The sequence below is a fragment of the Psychromonas sp. 14N.309.X.WAT.B.A12 genome, from assembly GCF_030397575.1.
Lineage (GTDB): Bacteria > Pseudomonadota > Gammaproteobacteria > Enterobacterales > Psychromonadaceae > Psychromonas.
In genome coordinates, this window is record NZ_JAPNXS010000001.1 from 11,640 (window position 1) to 35,514 (window position 23,875).

Here is a 23,875-nt window from a genome sequence, read left to right on the forward strand (position 1 = left end):
CGCTTGAAGTTAAGTAGAGTGAAACCGTTAATGCCATGTACATGTATATGACGAGGTGTTTTTTAAACAATGTAGGGCGTTGAATACGAATGCGGTTTAAAAAACTTAGTTTCTAATAGCTAAAGTGTAATTACTTAACATATAGATAACAACTTATTATGTCGCTAAACGAGCCTTTTAGCTTATCTAATTGATATTTATCAACAGATTTGTGGGTTTAGCTAACATTTTGTTATTTGTTATGCCAATTAATTGCAACCTATTTCCGTTGTTTGTTTCAGTCAGCAATAAGCTTTGATATAATCGAGAGATAATAGATTTAACGAAAATAACAAAAACACATGGATTTAACTTCAATTTTTCAGTTTAAACAAAGTAGCGCTGCACTTCGATTGCAGTGCTTTTGGTTATTTGTAAAAAAGTAAATTCAATCTTTATAAAACCCGCTATTGATGGCGGGTTTTTTCGTATTAAAGCAGGGGGGTACGATGCGCGTACTTAAATTTGGCGGGACTTCATTAGCAAATGCACAACGTTTTAATCAGGTTGCTGATATTGTCATTAATAATCATCAACAATCTCAAATTGCATTAGTTTTATCAGCACCATCAGGTGTGACTAATAACTTAGTTGCAGTCGTAGAAAAAACCAGCCAAGGATTATCTGCTGACGAGCATTTAGTTGCGATTCAAAAAATATTTTCAGAACTTATCCAAGGTTTGAAGTCAACTTACGTTGAATTAGCTGATGAATTATTACGTACTACCTTCGAAACTGAAATCGCTGAGCTAACCAAGTTATTAGAAGGTGTTCGCTTATTAGGACAGTGTCCTCCGAGTATTGAAGCGCGTATTTTGAGCAAAGGTGAAGTATTAAGTATTGCTTGTATGAAGCAATTGTTAATTGCAAAAGGTCAAGAAGTAGAGACAATTGTCCCTCAACAAAAGCTTATTTCCTTTAAAGGTGGTTATTTAGAAGCGCAGATTGACATTAAAGCATCACGTGCGTTATTTGAAAAAGAAACTATTGTCGCTAATGCAATCTACTTAATGCCTGGATTCACGGCGGGTAATCCTGAAGGTGAAACCTTAGTATTAGGTCGTAATGGTTCAGATTATTCTGCCGCAGTATTAGCCGCTTGTTTACGTGCTGAATGTTGTGAAATTTGGACTGATGTCGATGGTGTTTACAGTTGTGACCCACGTTTAGTAAAAGATGCTCGTTTATTAAGTTCGTTAAGTTACGCAGAAGCGATGGAGTTATCTTACTTTGGGGCTAAAGTTCTGCACCCAAAAACTATTGCGCCAATCGCACAACATAGCATCCCTTGTTTAATTAAAAACACGCATAATCCACAAGCGGAAGGTACTTTGATTAGCTCACAAAAGAGTGATCAAAAGCTACGTGTTAAAGGTATTTCAGACTTAAAAGGTTTGAGTATGCTTAGTATCTCGGGTCCTGGCATGAAAGGTATCGTCGGCATGGCCGGTCGTATCTTTACGACAGTTTCTCGTGCCGGTGTATCGATTATTTTGATCACGCAATCATCATCTGAGTACAGTTTAAGTTTTTGTATCTATTCAAATGATACACAACAAGCGATTGATGCATTAACTGAAGAATTTAGTTTAGAGTTTGAAAATAACTTATTAGAAGAGATTGATGTTATCGATAAACAGGCGATTATTTCGTTAGTTGGCGATGGCATGAAAAAAGAAAAAGGTGTTGCTGCACGTTTCTTAATGGCGTTAACTGATGCCTCAATTAATGTCACTGCTATTGCGCAGGGCTCTTCTGAGCGTTCAATTTCTGCGGTAGTATCTGAGAAAAAGACCAACGAAGCGGTAACAGCTTGTCACCACAGCTTCTTTAGCAAAGCACAATTCATCGACCTTTTTGTTATTGGTTGTGGTGGTGTAGGTGGCGCATTAGTGGATCAAATCCACCGCCAACAAAGTTATTTAGCAGAACGTAATATTGCAATTCGTGTGTGTGGTGTAGCAAATAGCCGTGCCATGTTATTAGATGTTAAAGGCGTTGACTTAACAAACTGGCGTGATCAGTTGAAAGATGCCACTTCAGAGCTCTCATTAGTGTCAATGAAAGCTTTGGTAGATGGTTCTCATATCATTAATCCTGTGATTGTTGACTGTACAAGTAATGATGCAATTGCAGCGCGATATGTTGACTTTTTAGGCGCAGGTTTCCACGTGGTAACTGCCAATAAAAAAGCCAACACAAGTAGCATGGATTACTATAATCAATTACGTTTAACTGCTTTAATGAAGCGTCGTAAATTCTTATACGATACTAACGTAGGTGCAGGTTTACCAGTTATTGAAAACATGCAAAACTTGTTTAATGCAGGTGACAGTTTAGTTAAATTTAATGGTATTCTATCGGGCTCTTTATCTTTCATTTTTGGTAAATTAGATGAAGGTCAGTCGTTCTCTGATGTAACAACTGAAGCTCGTAATATTGGTTTTACCGAACCTGATCCGCGTGATGACTTAAGCGGTACTGATGTAGCACGTAAGCTCCTGATATTAGCACGAGAAGCGGGCATGGAATTAAGTTTAGACGACGTTGAAGTCGAGCAAGCCTTACCACCAGGTTTTGATGATACGGGTACAACTGACGAATTCATGGCTCGTTTGCCTGAAGCTGATGCCTACTTTAAAGAGTTACAAGACAAAGCAAATGAAGAAGGTAAAGTACTGCGTTACATTGGAAGTATTGAAGATGGTAAATGTAAATGTAGTATTATGGCGGTTGATGAGAATGATCCGTTAAATAAGGTAAAAGATGGTGAAAATGCATTAGCCTTTTATAGCCAATATTACCAACCAATTCCATTGGTATTACGTGGCTACGGTGCAGGAACTGAAGTAACTGCAGCGGGTGTGTTTGCCGATGTACTAAGAACATTAAACTGGAAACAAGAGTTTTAATATCAACTCTTATCAGGAACAGGGGTTTTAAAATGTCTATTGTTGTTTACGCTCCCGCTTCAACAGCGAATGTGAGTGTAGGATTTGACGTATTAGGTGGGGCATTGACTCCTATTGACGGAGCGCCATTAGGTGACCGTGTTAAAATTACTAAAGGTGATTACGGATTTTCATTACAGTGTGTAGGTCCATATTCACATAAGCTACCAGAAGATTATAAAAATAATATTGTTTATGATTGTTATTTAGCTTACCAAGCCGCACTAACAAAAATGCATAAAGAAATTTTACCAGTGTCGCTAACGCTAGAAAAAAACTTGCCTGTGGGCAGTGGTCTAGGCTCTAGCTCAAGCTCTATTGTTGCGGCATTAGAAGCATTAAACGCATGGCACGATTACCTGTTAGACGAGCATACTATGCTTAGTTTAATGGGGGATATGGAAGGTAAAATCAGCGGCAGTGTACATTATGATAATGTTGCACCGTGCTACCTAGGCGGCATGCAGTTGATGATTAATGAGGGGGGGGAAATCAGCCAAAAAATTCCTTCATTTAAAGAGTGGTATTGGGTAGTTGCTTATCCGGGTATTGCTATTTCAACATCGGCAGCACGTGATATTTTACCATCACAATACCGTTTATCAGATGCGCTAACTTACGGCCGTCGTTTAGGTGCCTTTGTACATGCTTGTCATAGTAATCAGCCTGCATTAGCGGCAACTATGCTCAATGATGTTATCGCTGAACCTTATCGTTCACAATTGATCCCTGGTTTTGAAGATGCACGTGTATTTGCAAAACAAAGTGGTGCATTGGCAATGGGTATTTCAGGTTCAGGTCCAACTGTATTTGCAGTCATGACTGATTTATCACAAGCGGAATTATTAAAAAATTGGTTAACAGAAAACTTTCTTCAAAATGAAGATGGTTTTTGTCATATTTGCCACCTTGATGAACAGGGTGCGCGCGTGTTAGGAAAAGAGTTATGAATTTATACAACATCAAAGACAATAGTGAACAAGTCAGCTTTCAACAGGCTGTAAAACAAGGACTAGGACGCGGCCAAGGCTTATTCTTTCCTGACACTATTACACCGTTAGATAATATCGATGCGCTACTAGAAATGAATCTAGTGGATCGTTCAACTGAAGTATTATCACACTTAATTGGTTATGAACTAAGCAAAGAAACAGTGCACAGTATCGTTGCTAACGCTTTTACTTTTCCTGCTCCAGTAAAAAAAGTAACAGATAATATCAATGCATTAGAGTTATTTCACGGTCCAACGCTTGCGTTTAAAGATTTTGGTGGACGTTTTATGGCGCAATGTTTAGCGTCATTTAAGGACGATGGAAAAATTACTATTTTAACAGCAACGTCTGGTGATACTGGTGCGGCTGTTGCTCATGCATTTTATGGTATGGAAAATATCAACGTAGTTATCCTTTATCCAAAAGGAAAAATTAGTCCATTACAAGAAAAACTGTTTTGTACATTAGGTGGTAATATTTCTACAGTGGCTGTTGAAGGTGATTTTGATGATTGCCAGGCAATGGTTAAACAAGCGTTTGATGACCAAGAGTTAAAACAAGCTGTAGGTTTAAACTCTGCTAACTCAATTAACATCAGCCGTTTATTAGCACAAATTTGTTACTACTTTGAAGCGTTTGCACAATTAGATGCTAAACAACGTGAAAATTTAGTCGTGTCTGTTCCAAGTGGTAACTTTGGTGATTTAACCGCTGGTTTATTAGCAAAAGCATTAGGTTTACCGATTAAACGCTTTATTGCAGCTACTAATGAGAATGATACTGTGCCACGCTACTTGAAAGAGGGCACATGGGCACCGAAGAAGACAGTTGCAACATTATCTAATGCAATGGACGTAAGTGCACCCAATAACTGGCCACGTATTGAAGAATTATTCAAAGTGAAAGGTTGGTCTTTAGCTGAATTAGGTTACGGTAAGTTATCTGATGATGAGACTAAGAAAACCTTGGTTGAAATGGATAAATTAGGTTACGAGTGTGAGCCGCATGGTGCGATAGCCTTCCATGAACTAACAGCTCAGCTTCAAGAAGGTGAAACTGGTTTGTTCTTATGTACTGCTCATCCTGCTAAATTCAAAGAGAGCGTAGAAGAGATCCTAGGCCGTGATATCTTCATTCCAGAAGAGTTAGCATCTCGTGCAGATTTACCGTTATTATCAAAAGAGTTTCCGGTTGATTTTGCTAAAGTACGCGAATTGTTAATGTCTTTGTAAGATGAACTAACCTTTTTAGTATTAAATTAGGGCGTATTACACGCCCTTTTTTGGGAGTAAAATATGGGTAAGGTATTAAACGATCTTTTAGGTCAGTTAAGTTTAGAAAAACTAGAAGTAAACTTATATCGAGGGCAAAGCCAAGACTTAGGGTACGGTGCTGTATTTGGCGGTCAAGTTATGGGGCAGGCTATTTCTGCTGCTAAAGAAACGGTAAAAACTGATCAACAAGTACATTCTTTTCACTCTTATTTTTTGCGTCCTGGTAAAACAGACCAAGCAATTGTGTATGACGTAGAAAGAATTCGTGATGGTAACTCATTGTCCGCAAGGCGCATTAAAGCGGTACAAAATGGTAAGCCTATCTTTTACATGACCGCTTCTTTTAAAGCTACTGAAAAAGGCTTTGAGCATCAAGATGAAATGCCTGATGCACCTGCGCCGGAAGATCTAATTTCGGAGCAAGAGATGGCGTTATTGCACTCGGATATGCTGCCTGATTTTATTCGCGATAAACTGGTTTCAGAAAAACCGATAGAGATGCGCCCGGTTACTTTAATTAATCCTGTTGAACCTGATATTGAACCCCCTAAACGTTTGGTATGGTTTAAAGCGAATGGGCGTATGCCAGATGATTTGCGTGTACATCGTTATCTTCTTGCATATGCGTCAGACTTTAACTTTTTACCTACAGCGTTACAACCGCATGGAGTGTCGTTTTTAGATGAAACAATGCAAGTGGTTACTATTGACCATTCAATGTGGTTTCACCATGATTTTCGTTTAGACGAGTGGCTATTATACTCAGTTGAAAGCTCGGTTGCTTCCGATGGGCGTGGTTTAGTAAAAGGGCAGTTCTTTACGCGAGAAGGTAAGTTAGTGGCTTCTAGTGTGCAAGAGGGCTTGATACGACAACATCGTAAGGCAAAACCTGTGATCAAAGTACCTGTCGAAATGGCGTCTACAAAAGAGTCATAAGAAGTGGTGGAGCTATGCGGGATCGAACCGCAGACCTCAACGCTGCCAGCGTCGCGCTCTCCCAGCTGAGCTATAGCCCCACTATATGACTGCTAACAGAAAAATTAAAACAGTATTATCTGTTGGCAACATCATACGTTAAATTAAACCAGTAGCAAAATAGTTTTATTAAAATAAGTATTATTAAATCAATGAGCTATATTCAAAAGCGAGTGGCGATTTTAGTGAGTGATTTTGTGTAGTGAAAATGGCTTATGCTAGCGATACCCATTATATTAAATAAGTGATTGGTATAATAAGCCATTTTATTATTGTGTTGTTTAATGATGGTTTATTAAAACGAGGTTATTGAGTTTCGATTCGATAAAAACGCGTTGTGCCACTCACTTCATTACCCACAATTAAGATAGGTGTTCCCGTTGGGCTTGCTTTTGCAGCAACAAACTTAAACCCTTCTGGCCCTAAGTCTCCGGCATCCACTTTATAGCTTGAAATACCTTGTTCATTTTTATTTTTCTTGTTGTTTTTTGGATCAACGGACATATCTCTATTATTTAGATATTGTATAAATTTAGCTTGGCTTGGTTTGCTAATGTCATAGACCATAATGCCGCCCATTCTTTCTAAGCCAATAAATGCATAGGTCTTGTTATCAATCTTTGCAACGGTTAATGCTTCAGGCTCCGGGCCTTTTTTAGCACTACGATCTTCGGCTTTTAATTTACTATGGCTTTGGTTAAAGTTGTTACCGTATTTTTCCGCAGTTATACGTTCGAAATCACTTCCTGAATCAAATACCATTGTATTGCTTTTCATATCCCAAATCGAGAAAGATCGACCACCAAAAGTTAATAGGCGATCTACTTTTCCATCGGCGTCTAGGTCTCCATATTTTGCTGTCATTGAATGTGAAAATTTAATACGGTCAACGGTATCTGAGAGTGAACCACCTTTTGCAAAGTGAGTTAAATCTAATTGTGCACTAGCTAGTTTAGGTGCATAAATCTGACTTGAAAAGGCATCTTTTAAGCTAATATCATCGGCACATTTTTGATCTTCTAAGTGATAGTAGAAATGGCCTTGTTCGCACTCTGCCTGTGATAAGTCACTTACCCAATCACTTCGGTCATCACCTTCATTCGCTGTAATAAGGTAATCAACACCATTGATACGGGTTGTTGCAATAGAATCGGGTTGATACATACCGAGCAATGGCTGTTTACTTAACAGTGCTTTTTTATCTTTATCATTTCCATCTAGCTCATTACCATCTTGTAAATGGTCTTTCAGACCTAGAGCCATGATTTGGTCGATACGTTTATTTGCAAGGTCAATAATAGCGATGGCATTGTTTTCCTGTAAGGCCACATAGGCCTTTGTACTATCTTCGTTAACGGCAATGTATTCGGGCTCTATATCTTCTGAAACGCTTGCCTTATATCCGTTAAGTAATAGCCCTTTAGGCAAGTCAGCGTGTCGAGAACCAGATTGATTAAATGCCTTAAAGTTGATGATTTTGCTATCTGTGGTTAGAGATTTATTATTCCAGTTAATATCAATGATTGCGACTTCACCTTCAGGATCTATTTCGTAGTTATTGACACTTGGTTCACCTTCAAGTGCGACCAATACTTGTTTACCATTGGGGGTAAAAGTCACCATATCGGGTAATGCACCTAACGCATTGGCAGAAATAAAGCTTAAATCATGTGTATTGTAAAAAGCGACCCAGCCTATATCTGTTTTAGTTTTTGCTTCGATAGCTACAGCCAATAGTCCGTTGTAAGCATCAATACTATTTGCTGCTCCGGCTTCAGCGTTAAGATGCTGCTTGATATCAGCTTTTACATTCAAATGCTTAGATAAAATCGGGTCATCAATGTTTTGACTGTTGATTACGTCAATCTGACCTGATTGTGCATTCACAACAAAGGTTTGCTGTGTATTTTTATCAAAGGTGACAATTTCAGCTGCACTTTGATCAAATATATTTGATTGATAACGTCCTGCTTCAACGAGTTTTATTGAAGGTACATTTTGTTCAGCAGCAATAATAGTTGGAGTTATGATTGTAGAACAAAGGATAACGGAAGTGATGATATTATATTTCATGATTTTTCTCTGAGCATTAAGAAGGATGAGCAATAATATGAGGTGAATTTATGACAATTCTATTAATTTGCTTAAACAATCTATTAATTTGAACAAAAAATCATCGTTAACGTAGGCAAAACATGGCGGCACGTTTAAATTTAAAACAATAATTGTTCTTTTAATATCAACATGTTGAAAATATAAGCGGTCAGTTAATTATTTCGTTTTTATTACTGTTTAGGGGTTGTGCTTAGCATTAACTTCTCTATAATACGCCTCACTTGCTTGAGAACACTTTAAAGCAATCGCCCGGGTGGTGAAATCGGTAGACACAACGGATTTAAAATCCGTCGCTTAATAGGCGTGCCAGTTCAAGTCTGGCTCCGGGCACCAATTATAAGAAAAAGCTTCGCATATGCGAGGCTTTTTTTTTACCTTTAATTTAGTAATTACCACCATTATAACACTTATTCCCACTGTATTAGGGGGATCTAAATTTTCTATAGTAATTGCTTTAATTTGAATCGAGAGGGTTTATAAATACTGGTTTCTTTCATCGGCTTTCAATAAAGAAGAAGCATTTGAAGGCTGTAATATGGATTCGCCCACTATTAAAATTATTATTATTTTTCTAACCGTTATTTCTGCTGACTCCCATTAATTTAAAAAAACATCCATTCAGTTTATTGTTTTATAGACCTTTCTATTTCAATCAGTTAAATTTGACTATCATGCAATATCATTAAATAAAACTAATTTAAATATATCATTGTCAGTATTTTTGACTAAAGTTGTAGCATATCTAGCTAATTCGAGCGCTATATTGTTTAAATGTTCTATTCTGTTGTTTCACATGAATTATATAAATTTTATAAAGGCAATAATTATTAATTATTAATGCATTAATTATTGTTATTAGTTGATTCCATGGTTTTTTATGCATAGCCATTTTCAGGTTTTAAGTGATATGAATGCATTGTATTAGCGTTTAAAAATACAATTCATAGCAAGTTAGTCTGTATTAAACTAAAGGATTTAGATAAAGAATGGAATATTTCCAAACATTGAAATCTCGATTGTTATTTTTGGTTTTTCTTGTATCCCTGCCGGGGATTATAGCCATTTTTTTTCAAGCAGCTTCTGAGCGTAGCACTGCAATTGAAACTGCGAGATTAAGTGCCGTCACTGTTGCTGATAATATCACCGCAGAGCAAATAAAAATTTTACAGAAAACCGAAAGTTTTTTAAAAAGATTATCAAAGTATTCGATATTACTGACACCTAACTCTCCTCAATGCAGTGCCTTCCTAGCTAATTTACATCATTTAACTGATTATTACGTCAATCTTGGCGCACCTGATGTTAATGGTGATTTAACCTGTACAGCGTTACCATTAGCAAAAACGGTCAACGTTGCAGACCGTCCTTATATTCAACAAGCAATCTCAAATAGAGAATTTACTGTCGGAAAGTTCCAAGTAGACCGTGTTGCAAATACAACTAGTATTAATTTTGCTTACCCCATTGTAGATCAAGAAAATAATGTAGCGGGTGTCGCTGTTGCAGCGGTTTCTTTAGAGTGGTGGAGCTTGCAATTAGAACACGCAAATTTACCACAAAATGCAGTGGCTTATATTACCGATCATCAAGATAATATCCTTGCTCTCTACCCAGAAAATAAAGCTCAATTAGGCCTGCCTATAAGCGAAGTTCAACACTTTTGGCAATCTGCCTTTAATACTCATACTAAAATGATTGAAGATAATGATGGAGAACTGAGGATATTTGTCAGTAAAGAATTAATGAATATTGAAGGTGACATGCCTGTTAATATGGTGATTGGCATACCATTTGAAGAAGCATTGCATAGCATCGATATTCGTTTACTAAAAATTATTTCAACGATTCTATTTTTCATTGTACTTTGTATTGTATTAGCAATCGTTGCTATTAACAGAAGTATTTTAAAGCCACTGAAAGCCCTCAAAACTTCTACACAACAATTAGCGTTAGGTAACAGTTCTGATGTTAGTTCTTTAGGTGGAGCGATAGAATTAGTCGATTTACAAAAGCATTTCAGCAGAATGGCAAAAACACGTTTAGACACTGAACAAGCATTGAAACATAGCCAACATTTTTTACAACAAAGTGAAGATAAATTATCTCGTCATTTGCAAAATACACCACTAGCTTCCATTGGTTGGAATAAAGAGTTTATTTGTACTGAATGGAACAGGGCGGCGGAGGTGATATTCGGCTATTCAGCGGTTCAAGCTTTGGGAAGTCATATTATGTCTTTGATTGTTGCTCCAGAGTTAAGAGAAGAGTTTACTAATTATTATCATTTATTATTTGAAAAGATAGGTGGAACCTTCTTCCGAGGGGCAAATGTAACAAAAAATGGAGATGTTATTTTTTGTAATTGGCATAACACATTAATTTTAGATGATAAAAACGATATCACAGGCGTAGCTGCCTTAATCAAAGATGTGACAGAAGATAAACGTAATCAGGACACGCTAGATAGGTTTTTTAAATTACCATTGAATTTACATATCATATTAGACTTTGAAGGTACTGTAATTAAAGTTAATAATGGCTGGAGTGATATTTTAGGCTTTAGTGCAGAGGAGTTAATTGGTACCTGCATTGTTGACAAAATTCACCCAGATGATCGTGAAAAAACGGCATTAGAGATTCAACGTATTGGTAACGGTGGTGATGTATTTAGTTTTGAGAATAGGTATTGTAATAAAAGTGGCGAGCATAGAATTATTTCGTGGTCATCGACTGCTTCCATGGATGATCAATTAATTTACGCGATTGGCATTGATATTACCGAGCGAAGAATCAATGAAGATAAATTGAGATTAGCTGCGGGGGTATTTACACATGCGAAAGAAGCTATTGTTATTTCAGATGATAAAAACAAGATTATTGATATTAACGAAGCCTTTACCAATCTAAGTGGATACAGCGAAGAAGAAACAATTGGTAAGCGTAATAATATTCTAAAATCAGGCCTTCATGACCAAGATTTTTACCAGGTCATGCGTGATAGTCTTACTAACAAAGGCTTTTGGGCAGGCGAGATTTGGAATAAGCATAAAGATGGCACGATCATTCCGCAATTATTAACTATCAGTACCGTTTACGGTGATCCTGGCAAGATCAAAAATTATATTGCGTTATATACCGATATAACAGACCTTAAAAACCAACAAAAGCAGTTAGAGCATATTGCTCACTACGATGTCTTAACTGGGTTACCTAATCGTAGTTTATTAGCAGATCGCTTAAAACAAGCGATGATCAATTGCGATGTGAATAACAAATCTTTAGCGGTTGTCTTTTTAGATTTAGATGGCTTTAAAGTGGTTAATGACTCATACGGACACAGTACCGGGGATCAATTGCTGGTTAAAGCTGCTTCTTTAATTCAAGGCAGTATGCGCAGTGGTGATACTTTAGCGCGTTTTGGTGGAGATGAATTTGTTGCTGTGTTTGCAAATCTAGAGAAAGCGAAGGATTGCGAGCCTTTATTAGAAGGTATGCTAGCCGCGCTAGACCAACCCGTTGTGATTGATGGTGCGAGACTCAAAGTGTCGGCTAGTATGGGCGTGACTATTTATCCGCATGATGGTGTGAGTGCCGATCAACTATTACGCCATGCTGATCAAGCTATGTATATCGCCAAGCAAGAGGGTAAAAACCGTTATTACCTATTTGATATGGAACAAGACATTGCACTTAAAAGTCAGCATGAGCAGTTACTTCGTATTAGCGAAGCTTTACAAAATGATGAGTTTGTACTGTATTACCAGCCTAAAGTGAATATGAAAACGGGTGAATTGGTGGGAGCTGAAGCCTTGATTCGATGGCAACATCCAGAACGAGGTTTGTTACCACCCATTGAATTCTTACCTGTTATTAATCGACATCAACTGAATATTCAGCTTGGGGAGTGGGTAATTGAAAGTGCTTTATCTCAAATTGCTTTATGGCGTCGGCAAGGTGTTGATATTGTGGTTAGTGTCAATATCGATGCGCAACAACTGCAGCAAAAGACTTTTGCTGAAAGGTTGGGTGAGTTATTACAGATACATGGTGATGTTCCACCACACTTATTACAACTAGAAGTATTAGAAACAAGCGAATTACAAGATATTGAAAACGTGACTAATATTATGCAAGCATGTACTAATTTAGGTGTTGGATTTGCGTTGGATGACTTTGGTACAGGTTATTGCTCATTAACTTATTTAAAGCGCTTACCGGTGAATTTAATTAAAATAGATCAAAGCTTTATTCTAGGAATGCTCGATGATCCTGATGATCTTTCTATTGTAGAAGGTGTATTGGGATTATCTAAAGCATTCCAACGTAATGTGATTGCTGAAGGGGTAGAGACATTAGCACATGGTGTTGCACTATTACGTTTAGGTTGTTGTTACGCACAAGGCTATGGCATCGCTAGGCCAATGCCAGCGGAAGAGATGTTACCTTGGGCTAAAAATTGGAAACCAGATTTAACTTGGTCTGAAGTCGTTATTGATAAACTGGATTCTACTAAAGAGTAAAGCTATCAGTTGGTTTTATGATGGACAATATGACTCAATAACCTGGATGGGTGACATAATTTATACAGTTGTTTATCAAATACACACATAGCCTAATAATAATAGGCTATGTGTCCCCTATATCAATGCATTTCATTTCCGTTAACTTCCTGATTATGCTTTAATACTGCGCTTAAAGCGTGATTAATTAATAGTATTGGGGTTTACCGTGAGTCAAGATACCGAAAAACGTCTAAATAAATTTATCAGTGATTCGGGGTATTGTTCTCGACGTGAAGCCGACAAATTGATTGAACAAAACAGAGTTAAAATAAATGGTGTTGTGCCTGAGTTAGGCACTAAAGTGCAACCAGGTGACACTGTGGTTGTTGATGGGAAACGAATTAGCAAAATTGCTGATAACAAATCAGATCGTGTTTACATCGCCTACAACAAACCAGTTGGTATTACTTGTACAACAGAGCGTAATGTTTACGGTAATATTATTGATGCTATCAAGCACAAAGAACGTATTTTCCCGATTGGGCGATTAGATAAACCATCTGAAGGGTTAATTTTTTTAACCAGTGATGGTGATATCGTTAATAAAATTTTACGTGCTGAAAATGCGCATGATAAAGAATACCGTGTGACTGTAGATCAACCGCTTAGTGAGCGTTTTGTTGATCGTATGCAGCGTGGTGTACCGATTCTGGATACTATTACTAAGCCGTGTATTGTTAAAGTAGAAAGTCGTTTTGTGTTTACGATTATCCTAACACAAGGCTTAAACCGCCAAATTCGCCGTATGTGTGAATACTTGGGGTATGAAGTGACACGGTTACAACGTACTCGTATCATGAACGTAACATTAAAGAACCTAAAAGCGGGTCAATGGCGTAATCTGTCTGAACAAGAGATGACTGAAATTAATACAGCAGTGGCAGGTTCATCTAAAACCGCTGTTAATACCGCGCAACCAAAACAACAATCAACCGATCAAGCCAATAGTGCTAAACTAGCACGCCATAAACCAGTGGCAGATAATCGCGCTAAACGATTTGATAAATCGACTCCTAAAACTAAAAAAATATTTGTTAATAATGCTAAAAAAACACCTAGTGCAACCACAGCAAAAAATAAACCTACACTGTCGTTAAAAAGAAAATGAGCCAAGGCGAATTTGATATCATTCATAAATATTTCGATCGCCCTGCAGAATCAGAGCAAGGCGTTACGCTGGGTATTGGTGATGATTGTGCCATTTTAGATATTCCTGATGGCTATCAACTGGTTGTAACCACTGATAGTTTAGTATCTGGTGTTCATTTCTTTGAAGATGTTGACCCTTATCGCTTAGGATATAAAGCGTTAGCCGTTAATTTAAGTGATATAGCGGCAATGGGCGCTGAGGCTAAATGGGTTTCTTTAGCGATCACTTTGCCTTCTATTGATGAACATTGGCTCAGTCAATTTTGTCGTGGTTTTTTTGCCTTAGCTGACAAGTATAATGTGAGATTAATCGGGGGCGATACAACCAAAGGACCTTTGTCGATAACGGTTTCAGCTAAAGGTATTGTCAAAAGAGGGCAAGCCCTAAGACGTGATGGAGCTCGGCCAGGAGATCTACTGTGCGTGAGTGGCGTATTAGGTGACGGCGGATTAGGCTTAGCGGTCAAATTATTCAGTGAAAGCTGCGATAAAATAAATAATAAACAAGTATTTATTGATGCTTTAGAGTTAACTGAGCCACGTTTAATACTTGCTAAACAACTAGCTAGTTATGCCTCGTCTTGTATTGATATTTCAGATGGTCTAAGCCAAGATTTAATTCATATATTGAACAAGTCACAGTGTCATGCACAGATTGAATTGGAAAACCTACCTTTCTCAGCAGCAATGAAACAACAGATACAACAAGGTCATATAAGTCAATTACAAGCATGGCAGTTTGCGGTAAGTGGAGGTGATGATTATGAGCTGTTGTTCACTGTACCAGCTGAAAAAATGCCTGCATTTCAACAATTAATTAGTACTCAGTTAGCAAATTCTGAACTAGTTTGTTATCAGATTGGTAAGATCACTGCCATACCAGCATCCACGCAAAAAGAGTCGATTGAATTCAGCGCTGATAGCAAACAAGCAATTACATTCACCCATTTACAACAGCCTATGGATTTAGATAAAGCTGGTTGGGATCATTTCAAATAAGGTAAAAAGAACATGTTAAATCGTGATGATTTAAACGGCTTAAAATTAGCCAACCCTATGCACCTAGCTGCGATCGGCTTTGGCAGTGGGCTTGCGCCTAAAGCACCCGGTACATTTGGCACATTAGCAGCAGTACCATTATTTTACCTATTAGCAATGCTTAATATAGAGTCTTACATTGTTATACTTATTATCAGTAGCCTAGCCGGTTTCTGGTTCTGTGAAGTCACTAGCCGAGCAATGGGCGTGCATGATCATAAAGCGATTGTCTGGGATGAATTTGTCGGTTTTTGGATCACTATGACCCCTGTAATATTGATGTATTCTGATATTGAGAGTACGTTGGATATTCCGTTCCTTTGGGTTTTCATTGGATTTATTTTATTTCGCTTTTTTGATGTGTTGAAGCCGTTTCCGATTAGCTGGTTAGACAAAAAGGTAGAAGGTGGTTTTGGTATCATGATAGATGATATTGTGGCTGGTGTATTTGCTGCGATAGGATTATGTTTAATCATGTATTACTGGGGGTAAATATGTTGTTACGTTGGATGTTAATGGTTTCAATGTTCTATTCAGTAGTTAGCTTGGCACAAAGCCAGAATGTGTTTAATCCACAAGCCATTACAGTTGCTATTGATAAAACACCTGTATCATTTAACCCACTCGCTGATGATTCATTAATGACTCAGCAATTTAAACATCTCTTGTTTGACCCTTTGTTCCGATGGGATGACCAACAACATATTCAGGGACGCTTAGTAGAAAGTTGGGAGCGAATTGATAAGACCACGGTACGTTTCTTTTTGCGGAAAAGTATCCATTTTCATACTGGTAATTTATTGACCTCTAAAGACGTTATTTGGTCTTTTGAACAAGCCAAAAAGCAATCAGATATTAGCTTTTTAAGTAAGTTAGAATGGGTGAAAGCGACTCAACAGTTTACTTTTGATATTCGCTCCAGCTTAACAGATATTGAATTATTAGATCACCTTACCAACTTATTTGTACTCGATTCCACTTTCTATCAAAGTAATGCAAACCTTTTAGATACATCTCCTTCAATAATATTACCTCCTGTTAAAACACCACCAATGTCAGGCACTGGCCCATATCTTATCCAACAATATAACCCTATGCTGGGTATCGTGGTGGTGGCTAATCCGCATTATTGGGATGGGGAGCCTGAGACCAAGTATTTTCGTTTTATGAGAATCAATAAACCACAATCGCGACTGTTTGCATTGTTAGCTGATGATGTACAAGTGAGCTATGGTGTGCCAAATAAAACCGCGGAAGATCTAGAAGAAAATACTATTAAAAATTTGGTCAGGGTACCGTCCTCTAATGTTATTTTTTTAACTGTTAATGACAAATTATCGCCTATTTTAGAAAATGAAAAAGCACGAAAAGCGATCCATTTAGCAATTAATCAGCAGGGCATGCTCAAGTATATATTAAAGGATAATGGCGAGGTCCATCCTTCCATTTTGTCATTAGCTGAAAATACTTTGGTAGATGGTAAAAATAGTGCAAGCAAAGAAATTATGCCCGAGTATGATTTGGATAAAGCGAAGTCTTTAATCAAAACCATGAATGTACCTAAACAAATGTCATTGTTAGTGATGCTTGATGAAGTGGGTAATACGAAAAAGGTAGCCGAAGCATTAACAAAAATGTTGAAGCGAATCGGTATTACTGTAGTGACGCAAGAAATTGATTCTGAAGATATATGGAAGAATACAAACCTATATTACGACTTCACTGTTTCAACCTGGGATACTCGTTTAATGAGTCAGGATAATATGTTTGAAAATTTATTTTTAGACAGTGACTTAAGCGACTACTTACAAGACAAATTTAAGCAACAAGGTTTAAATAATAATTTTAAATCACAATCAGATTACTTCAAATCGTTACAACAAAATAATTGGATTATTCCACTATTTTACCAAGATAAAATTTGGGCGCAGAATAATAAATTCAACTTAAAGGAAATATTTTCGAGCAATGGTATTCCATATTGGTCGCTTTTTAAAACTAAAAAACAGATAGAGATAACACCCAAACAAGAGCAGTAATAGCTACTCACAATAATACTCAAAAGCCACTCGGTTATTGTATTGTTTAAAATAGCTGAGCGGCTTTTTCTTGAGTCCACTCTAGAGTCTTACATTAAAAATTTAACCGATTAAAAACAACTATCAAGTTATCCGAATATATAATGACTTGATTGTTATCTGCTTAGGTTATTGATAAATAATGTAATTATTATTGAATATGTTAGATATAAAAAAAGCAGGGAATACCTGCTTTATCTCTAGAAGATAGTTCGTTTCTAGGTATTAAAAAATGCGTTAATTTGTGCCTCTATGCCTTTACTATCTAATTGCAACATCTCATAAATCTCAGGCTGCGTACCTTGCTCGACAAAGGTATCAGGCAATCCTAGGTTTAATAGATGGCCTGTGAATTTTTGCGATAGTAAAAATTCATTTACAGCAGACCCAGCACCGCCAGCGATACTATTTTCTTCAATGGTGACAATTTGCGAATGACTCTGAGCTAATTCGTTTAATAAAGCTTTATCTAATGGTTTCACAAAACGCATATCAACTAAAGTTGCATTTAATTTTTCTGCCACAGGAGTTGCCGCTTGCAGGAAGGTACCAAAGCAGAGAATAGCTAAAGATTCTCCCTGTCTAATCAGGTTCGCTTTACCTATTTCTAAAGCTGTCATCTGCTGTTCAACGTCAATGCCTGTACCACTTCCACGTGGGTAACGCACTGCCGCAGGTGTATTAAGTAAGTGACCTGTGTAAAGCATATTACGGCATTCTTGCTCATCTGAAGGTGTCATCACTGTCATGTTAGGGACACAACGTAAGAAGCTTAAATCGTAAGCTCCTTGGTGTGTTGGACCATCAGCCCCAACAATGCCCGCTCTATCAATGGCAAATAAAACACCTAGGTTTTGAATCGCCACATCATGGATCAGTTGATCATATCCACGTTGCAAAAAGCTAGAATAGATAGCAACAATAGGATTTAATTCCGCAATCGCCATACCTGCAGCAAGGGTCACTGCATGTTGTTCAGCAATTGCAACATCATAATATTTATCAGGGTGACGTTTAGAAAATTCAACCATACCTGAGCCTTCACGCATTGCAGGAGTAATCGCGGTTAATTTCGGATCACTATCTGCCATATCGTTTAACCATTGCCCAAATATTTTTGAAAAGGTTGGTGCGCATGGTTTTGGTGTTGGTAAAGCTTGGTCTGGTGTAAATTTAGGAACCGCATGATAAGTAATTGGATCTAACTCGGCTTGTTTATAACCTTTGCCTTTTTTACTCATAATATGCAGGAATTGCGGGCCAGGGTGATTACGCATGTTGCGTAATGTATCTACTAAATCTATTACATTGTGACCATCCATTGGACCAATATAATTGAAACCAAACTCTTCAAAAATAGTACCCGGTGAAACCATACCTTTTAGATGTTCTTCGGTTTTCTTCGCTAATTCTTTGATTGGTGGAATGTTAGACAGTACTTTTTTACTGCCTTCACGAAATTGAGTGTATAAATCACCAGAGAGTATTTTTGCTAAGTGGTTATTTAATGCGCCAACGTTTTCAGAAATAGACATTTCATTGTCATTAAGTACAACTAACATGTCGTTGTTTAGGGAACCTGCGTGGTTAAGTGCCTCAAAAGCCATACCTGCAGTAATTGCACCATCACCTATTACCGCAACGACTTTACGACCTTTTTGCTCTTTTTCAGCGGCAATGGCTAAACCTAACGCTGCACCAATTGAAGTTGAGGAATGGCCTACACTAAGTACATCGTATTCACTCTCTTCGCGCCACGGGAAAGGGTGTAAACCTTTAAACTGTCTAATGCTTTCCATTTGGTCACGACGACCTGTTAAAATTTTATGCGGGTAAGCTTGATGACCAACATCCCAAATAAGATGATCGAAAGGGGTGTGGTAGACATAATGTAAAGCAACCGTTAATTCCACTACACCTAAACCTGACGCAAGATGGCCACTACTTTGGCTTACGCTTTTTAATAAAAATTGACGTAACTCTTCGCACAAGGCTGGGAGCTGCCTTTTTTTTAATAAGCGCAGATCTTCTGGATAGTTAATCTTTGCAAGTAACGGGTAATTTCTTAAATCCAATGGCATATTTATTTGTCACGTTTAATTATGTAATGAGAAAATAACTCAAGTAACTGAGTATTATAAGGCAATTGCGATAAAGCATGAAGCGCTTCTTGATATAAGTCTTGTGCTTTTTGTTGCGCACCTTCTAAACCAAGCAATGCTGGGTAAGTTGACTTATTCAATGCTTGGTCAGACCCCTGAGGTTTACCTAAAGTTGCAGTATCACTAGTAATATCTAAAATATCGTCCTGTACTTGAAAAGCCAGGCCAATAGCACGAGCAAAACGCGTTAATAAATCAAACTCAGAGGGTTTAATATCCACCTTAGTTAGTGCGCCCATTTGTACTGCTGCTAAAATCAATGCGCCAGTTTTTGCATTGTGGATTGACTCTAATTGCGGTAGCGAAATTGTGCTATTTTCTGCCGCAATATCTAATACTTGACCCGCACACATGCCTTTTTCACCAGATGCACGTGCCAAAGTATTAATCATCTTTAATTGTGCTTGCGCTGTTACGCCTGTAATTTCTGTCGATAAAATATCAAAGGCGATCGTTTGTAATGCATCGCCCGCAAGAATGGCCATCGCTTCATCGTATTTGATATGACAAGTTGGGTTGCCACGTCGTAAGGCATCATCATCCATTGCTGGTAAATCATCGTGAATTAATGAATAAGCATGAATACATTCAATGGAAGAGGCGATTGGATCTAACGTTTCAAGCTTGCTACCGAGCATACTCCCAACGGCATAAACTAAGAAAGGACGAACACGTTTGCCACCCAATAATGCGCCATAAGACATCGCTTCATTTAATTCAGGTGAAGTGATATGCGCATGGTTAATATGTTGTTCAAGTTGTGCATTTACACGATCTTGAAATTGCTTCATGGTAGAAGTTAGTTGTGTCATGTAGGCTACTTAGTATGAGAAAAGTAAAGCAAAAAGTTATTCTTCAAATGGTTGTAAAGGTGCTTGCACATCATTTTGCATTAAGATGCTAATTTGTTGTTGTGCATGCTGAAGTTTTTGGTTATTACTACGAGATAATGCAATACCACGTTCAAATTGTTTTAACGCATCTTCAAGGGGCAAGTCACCCGCCTCTAAATGTAAAACAATTTGTTCAAGTTCTGTAATTGCTTCTTCATACTGCATATTTTCAGGTTTTTTTAAGGCCATGGGGGATCCCTTTTCTATATTTTCTGCAAGGTTACCGTGACTGTTAAGGATGTCAAACTAAGGCATACAAATAATTGCTAAAAAGTGAACTTGTAGCCTGTTTAACGTCTTGATCATAATCTTGCTTAAATAACAATATTTGGACTACAAACTAACTATAAATAGCTATACTATCTATTAAATGATGGATAACTAATAACTTAAAAGGATTAATCTGTGGATTTAGCAACACTCGTTGGGATTATAGGTGCCTTTGGCTTTGTTGTCATGGCAATGCTGTTAGGTGGCACAATTGACATGTTTATTGATGTTACCTCTATTCTAATTGTATTTGGCGGTACTGCATTTGTTGTGATGATGAAATACAACATTGGGCAATTTTTTGGTGCTGTGAAAATAGCCATGAAAGCTTTCATGTTTAAAACTGACTCACCAGAAGAGTTAATTATCAAAACCGTTGAGATGGCTGATGCTGCACGTAAAGGTGGTTTTTTAGCATTAGAAGAAGCTGAAATAACCAACCCTTTTATGCAAAAGGGAGTGGATATGCTGGTAGATGGTCACGACGCAGATGTCGTTCGTCAAACGTTACAAAATGATATTAGATTAACTGCTGAGCGTCATGAAGTGGGGGCCGATATATTTAAAAACTTCGGTGATGTTGCGCCTGCTATGGGCATGATTGGTACCTTGATTGGTTTGGTGGCTATGTTATCCAACATGGATGATCCTAAATCGATTGGTCCAGCAATGGCGGTTGCACTATTAACCACATTATATGGCGCGGTGGTAGCAAATATGGTGGCCTTGCCAATCGCCGATAAACTTAAATTAAGAGCGGCAGAAGAAAAATTAAATCGCAGCCTTATTTTAGATGGCGTGTTAGGTATTCAAGATGGACAAAACCCGCGTGTAATCGAAGGTGTATTACGTAACTATTTACCTGAATCTAAACGTAGTAGCGGCGATGCAGACGCTGGGGGTGAGTAATGGAAGAAGAATGTAAATGTCCTCCCGAGGGGTTACCCGCTTGGATGGGTACCTTTGCTGACTTAATGTCATTATTGATGTGTTTCTTTGTATTATTACTTTCATTTTCGGAAATGGATGTTTTAAAGTTTAAACAGATTGCGGGGTCAATGTCTTTTGCTTTTGGTGTACAAAATCAATTAGAAGTTAAAGATATCCCAAAAGGAACGTCTGTTATTGCGCAGGAGTTTAGACCTGGTAGACCTGATCCAACCCCGATTGAAGTGATCATGCAACGAACAACAGAAATAACTAGTACCACTTTAGACTTTGAGGATGGGGATAGCGAACGATCTGGTGCACAACAAAATGTACCCATCCGTGAAACGGCGATAGAAGTAAATGAAAAAACTAAAGAGGTGTTATCAGCTGAAGCGGCTGAGTCAACAGCCGATCCATCTGAGCAGCAATTGGAATTAACAGAAGAAGCATCAACACCTAGTTCTGCTCAGCAGCAAGCATTGGCGAAACAGGTAGCAGAAGATTTACGTGAAGAGATTGAAGATGGTGCGATTGAAATTGAAGCTCTGGGGCAACAGTTGATTATTCGTGTAAGAGAGAAGGGAGCTTTTCCAGCAGGTTCTGCTTTCTTACAACCTCGTTTTAGGCCTGTTATTACTAAAATAGCAAATATTTTAGTCGATATTCCTGGTGTTGTTACCGTTGCTGGTCATACGGATAATGAACCCATTCAGTCAGAATTATATCGTTCTAATTTAGATCTCTCTGCGCAACGTGCTGTTTCAGTAGCACAGGAGATGTTAAAAGTAGCCGGTATTCGTGCCAAGAAGATGCTAGTGGTCGGTTATGCAAATAGTAAACCGCTTGTTGAAGGTAATAGCACTGAAGCACAAAATAGAAACCGCCGTGTTGAAATTATGATCATGCAAGGTGAAGCCAGTGAATCAGATGAGATTTCGGTAGAATAGTGAACCATCAGGTATGTGCTAAATAAGTAGATGAGAAACTCTCATCTACTTACACATTTTATGTAAAAATTTAAGCTTCAATTATTTTCTTAAGCAATATAATTAAGGCTAACACAGGTAAACCTATTAACGCCGAAGCAATAAAGAAATTAACATAGCCAAAACTATCTACATAAACGCCAGAAAAACCAGCAATAAACTTCGGAAATAACAGCATCATTGAGCTAAATAATGCATATTGTGTGGCTGAAAATTCAATATTAGTGAGTTTTGATATGTAAGTAATAAAGGCCGTTGTTGCAATGCCCGCACTGATATTATCCATTGATATAATTAAGGTTAACAGGGTTAAGTCTTTCCCTACAAAGGCAAGTATTGCAAAAATAAGGTTAGTAATCACCACCAATAAAGCACCTAAAAACAAAATATTGTAGGTGCTATATCGATTTAATAAAATGCCACCTAAACCTGCGCCTAATAATGTCATGATAACACCAAACACTTTGGATATAGCTGCCACTTCACCTTTTGTGTAACCCATATCTACATAGAAAGGATTTGCCATAATTCCCATCACAATATCAGAGATGCGATAACTACCAATTAACACTAAGATTAGCAGAGCATGTTTACCGTAGCGGTTAAAAAAATCAGTGAAAGGTGCTAGAACAGCAATGTTTAACCATGCGATGAAGCGAGCCAATACTCTTGGCAATTGAGATTGTTTTAATTTAGCTTCAATGGCATCTTGACGTTGTTGTAAAGCTTGTTGTTTTTCCGGGTTTTGCTCTGGCTCTTTTGCAACAAAGGTGGTGATAATGCCAACCGCCATACATGCAGCCATTACAAAGTAAGAAAGTGACCAAGCGGATAATTGATAAGCTTCAGATTCACTGGCCCAAGCTGCGATAGCTAAGGAGCCGGCACCCGCCATGATCATGGCTAAGCGGTAACCTGTCATGTAAGCCGCTGCCATCGCAGCTTGGTATTGTTCAGGTGCTGATTCGATACGAAAAGCATCTATAACAATATCTTGTGTAGCAGAACTATAAGCAACCACTAAAGCACAAACTGCAAACCATACTAGGTTTTGTTGCGGATCACTCATCGCCATACCAATAATTGCTAAGGTAATTGATATTTGTGACATTAATAGCCAAGAGCGTCGCCTTCCTAACCATTGAGTTAATAAAGGAATAGATAAACGATCGACAAAAGGGGACCAGATCCATTTAAATGCATAGGCGAGGGCAATCCAGCTAAAAAAGCCGATACTGGCTCGACTAACCCCTGCCTCTCTTAACCAAAATGATAGGGTAGAAAATACGAGTAAAATGGGTAAGCCCGCGGAGAATCCAAGGAAAAACAAAATAGCGACACGTTTTTGTAAATAGATTTTGCAGCTTTCTAGCCAGCTAGTTTTTTCAGTTTGTTCGGCAATATCAGTGTGCATCGCATTTCTCAATTAAGGCGTAATTAACTTATAGTGGGCATGTTCCT

Annotated in this window: 16 protein-coding genes and 2 tRNA genes; 12 read left to right on the forward strand and 6 right to left on the reverse strand. The window is 37.9% G+C overall.

The features are described 5' to 3' along the window. The first annotated feature begins 488 nt into the window (after positions 1 to 488). From thrA to tesB, 4 genes are all read left to right on the forward strand, one after another. Complete coding sequence (gene thrA, locus OW492_RS00065; protein WP_290037549.1) at positions 489 to 2,951, forward strand: bifunctional aspartate kinase/homoserine dehydrogenase I; 2,463 nt, start codon at positions 489 to 491, stop codon at positions 2,949 to 2,951. A gap of 32 nt (positions 2,952 to 2,983) precedes the next feature. Then, positions 2,984 to 3,940 carry a homoserine kinase gene (thrB, locus tag OW492_RS00070; RefSeq protein WP_290037551.1) on the forward strand — a complete coding sequence of 319 codons (957 nt, stop codon included), beginning with the start codon at positions 2,984 to 2,986 and terminating at the stop codon, positions 3,938 to 3,940. Further along, a complete protein-coding gene (gene thrC / locus OW492_RS00075) occupies positions 3,937 to 5,214 on the forward strand; it encodes a threonine synthase (RefSeq protein WP_290037552.1) in 1,278 nt (425 codons plus the stop codon). The genes thrB and thrC overlap by 4 nt, the downstream gene beginning before the upstream one ends. 63 nt (positions 5,215 to 5,277) lie before the next feature. Continuing rightward, complete coding sequence (gene tesB, locus OW492_RS00080; RefSeq protein WP_290037554.1) at positions 5,278 to 6,192, forward strand: acyl-CoA thioesterase II; 915 nt, start codon at positions 5,278 to 5,280, stop codon at positions 6,190 to 6,192. Between the two features lie 4 nt (positions 6,193 to 6,196). Here the strand turns inward: tesB and OW492_RS00085 are convergent. Beyond that, a tRNA-Ala gene (locus tag OW492_RS00085) sits at positions 6,197 to 6,272 on the reverse strand. Between the two features lie 265 nt (positions 6,273 to 6,537). Next, positions 6,538 to 8,304, reverse strand: a complete 1,767-nt coding sequence (locus tag OW492_RS00090) for a choice-of-anchor I family protein (RefSeq protein ID WP_290037555.1) — start codon at positions 8,302 to 8,304, stop codon at positions 6,538 to 6,540. A 289-nt stretch (positions 8,305 to 8,593) separates the two neighbouring features. Between OW492_RS00090 and OW492_RS00095 the strand changes: the two genes are divergently transcribed. The 6 genes from OW492_RS00095 (at position 8,594) to OW492_RS00120 (ending at position 17,134) form a co-directional block, all read left to right on the forward strand. Further along, positions 8,594 to 8,679: transfer RNA gene (locus OW492_RS00095), tRNA-Leu, on the forward strand. A 653-nt stretch (positions 8,680 to 9,332) separates the two neighbouring features. Beyond that, positions 9,333 to 12,866, forward strand: a complete 3,534-nt coding sequence (locus tag OW492_RS00100; protein WP_290037556.1) for an EAL domain-containing protein — start codon at positions 9,333 to 9,335, stop codon at positions 12,864 to 12,866. A 208-nt stretch (positions 12,867 to 13,074) separates the two neighbouring features. Then, positions 13,075 to 14,016, forward strand: coding sequence for a 23S rRNA pseudouridine(2604) synthase RluF (rluF, locus tag OW492_RS00105; protein ID WP_290037557.1), 942 nt, complete (start codon positions 13,075 to 13,077; stop codon positions 14,014 to 14,016). Beyond that, positions 14,013 to 15,056 (forward strand): thiamine-phosphate kinase, encoded by a 1,044-nt coding sequence (gene thiL, locus OW492_RS00110; RefSeq protein ID WP_290037558.1) that lies wholly within the window; start codon positions 14,013 to 14,015, stop codon positions 15,054 to 15,056. The genes rluF and thiL overlap by 4 nt, the downstream gene beginning before the upstream one ends. A 12-nt stretch (positions 15,057 to 15,068) precedes the next feature. Beyond that, on the forward strand, positions 15,069 to 15,587 hold the full coding sequence (locus OW492_RS00115) for a phosphatidylglycerophosphatase A (protein ID WP_290037560.1): 519 nt from the start codon (positions 15,069 to 15,071) through the stop codon (positions 15,585 to 15,587). Between the two features lie 2 nt (positions 15,588 to 15,589). Then, the gene (locus OW492_RS00120; protein WP_290037561.1) at positions 15,590 to 17,134 is read left to right on the forward strand and encodes an ABC transporter substrate-binding protein; all 1,545 of its coding nucleotides are present in this window, start codon (positions 15,590 to 15,592) and stop codon (positions 17,132 to 17,134) included. A 257-nt stretch (positions 17,135 to 17,391) separates the two neighbouring features. Here the strand turns inward: OW492_RS00120 and dxs are convergent, their stop codons facing one another. Genes dxs through xseB form a run of 3 tightly spaced genes read right to left on the reverse strand, consistent with a single transcriptional unit; the run spans position 17,392 to position 20,417 of the window. Further along, entirely contained in the window at positions 17,392 to 19,254 is a 1,863-nt protein-coding gene (gene dxs / locus OW492_RS00125; RefSeq protein ID WP_290037562.1) for a 1-deoxy-D-xylulose-5-phosphate synthase, read from the reverse strand. A 2-nt stretch (positions 19,255 to 19,256) separates the two neighbouring features. Next, complete coding sequence (gene ispA / locus OW492_RS00130) at positions 19,257 to 20,147, reverse strand: (2E,6E)-farnesyl diphosphate synthase (protein ID WP_290037563.1); 891 nt, start codon at positions 20,145 to 20,147, stop codon at positions 19,257 to 19,259. A gap of 36 nt (positions 20,148 to 20,183) precedes the next feature. Further along, on the reverse strand, positions 20,184 to 20,417 hold the full coding sequence (xseB, locus tag OW492_RS00135; RefSeq protein ID WP_290037565.1) for an exodeoxyribonuclease VII small subunit: 234 nt from the start codon (positions 20,415 to 20,417) through the stop codon (positions 20,184 to 20,186). Between the two features lie 216 nt (positions 20,418 to 20,633). Between xseB and pomA the strand changes: the two genes are divergently transcribed. After that, positions 20,634 to 21,407: a flagellar motor protein PomA gene (gene pomA / locus OW492_RS00140; protein ID WP_290037567.1), complete on the forward strand. Its 774-nt coding sequence runs from the start codon at positions 20,634 to 20,636 to the stop codon at positions 21,405 to 21,407. Beyond that, on the forward strand, positions 21,407 to 22,375 hold the full coding sequence (locus tag OW492_RS00145) for a flagellar motor protein MotB (protein WP_290037569.1): 969 nt from the start codon (positions 21,407 to 21,409) through the stop codon (positions 22,373 to 22,375). The genes pomA and OW492_RS00145 overlap by 1 nt, the downstream gene beginning before the upstream one ends. Positions 22,376 to 22,445: 70 nt before the next feature. Here the strand turns inward: OW492_RS00145 and OW492_RS00150 are convergent, their stop codons facing one another. Further along, entirely contained in the window at positions 22,446 to 23,828 is a 1,383-nt protein-coding gene (locus OW492_RS00150) for an MFS transporter (RefSeq protein ID WP_290037571.1), read from the reverse strand. Between the last annotated feature and the right edge of the window lie 47 nt (positions 23,829 to 23,875).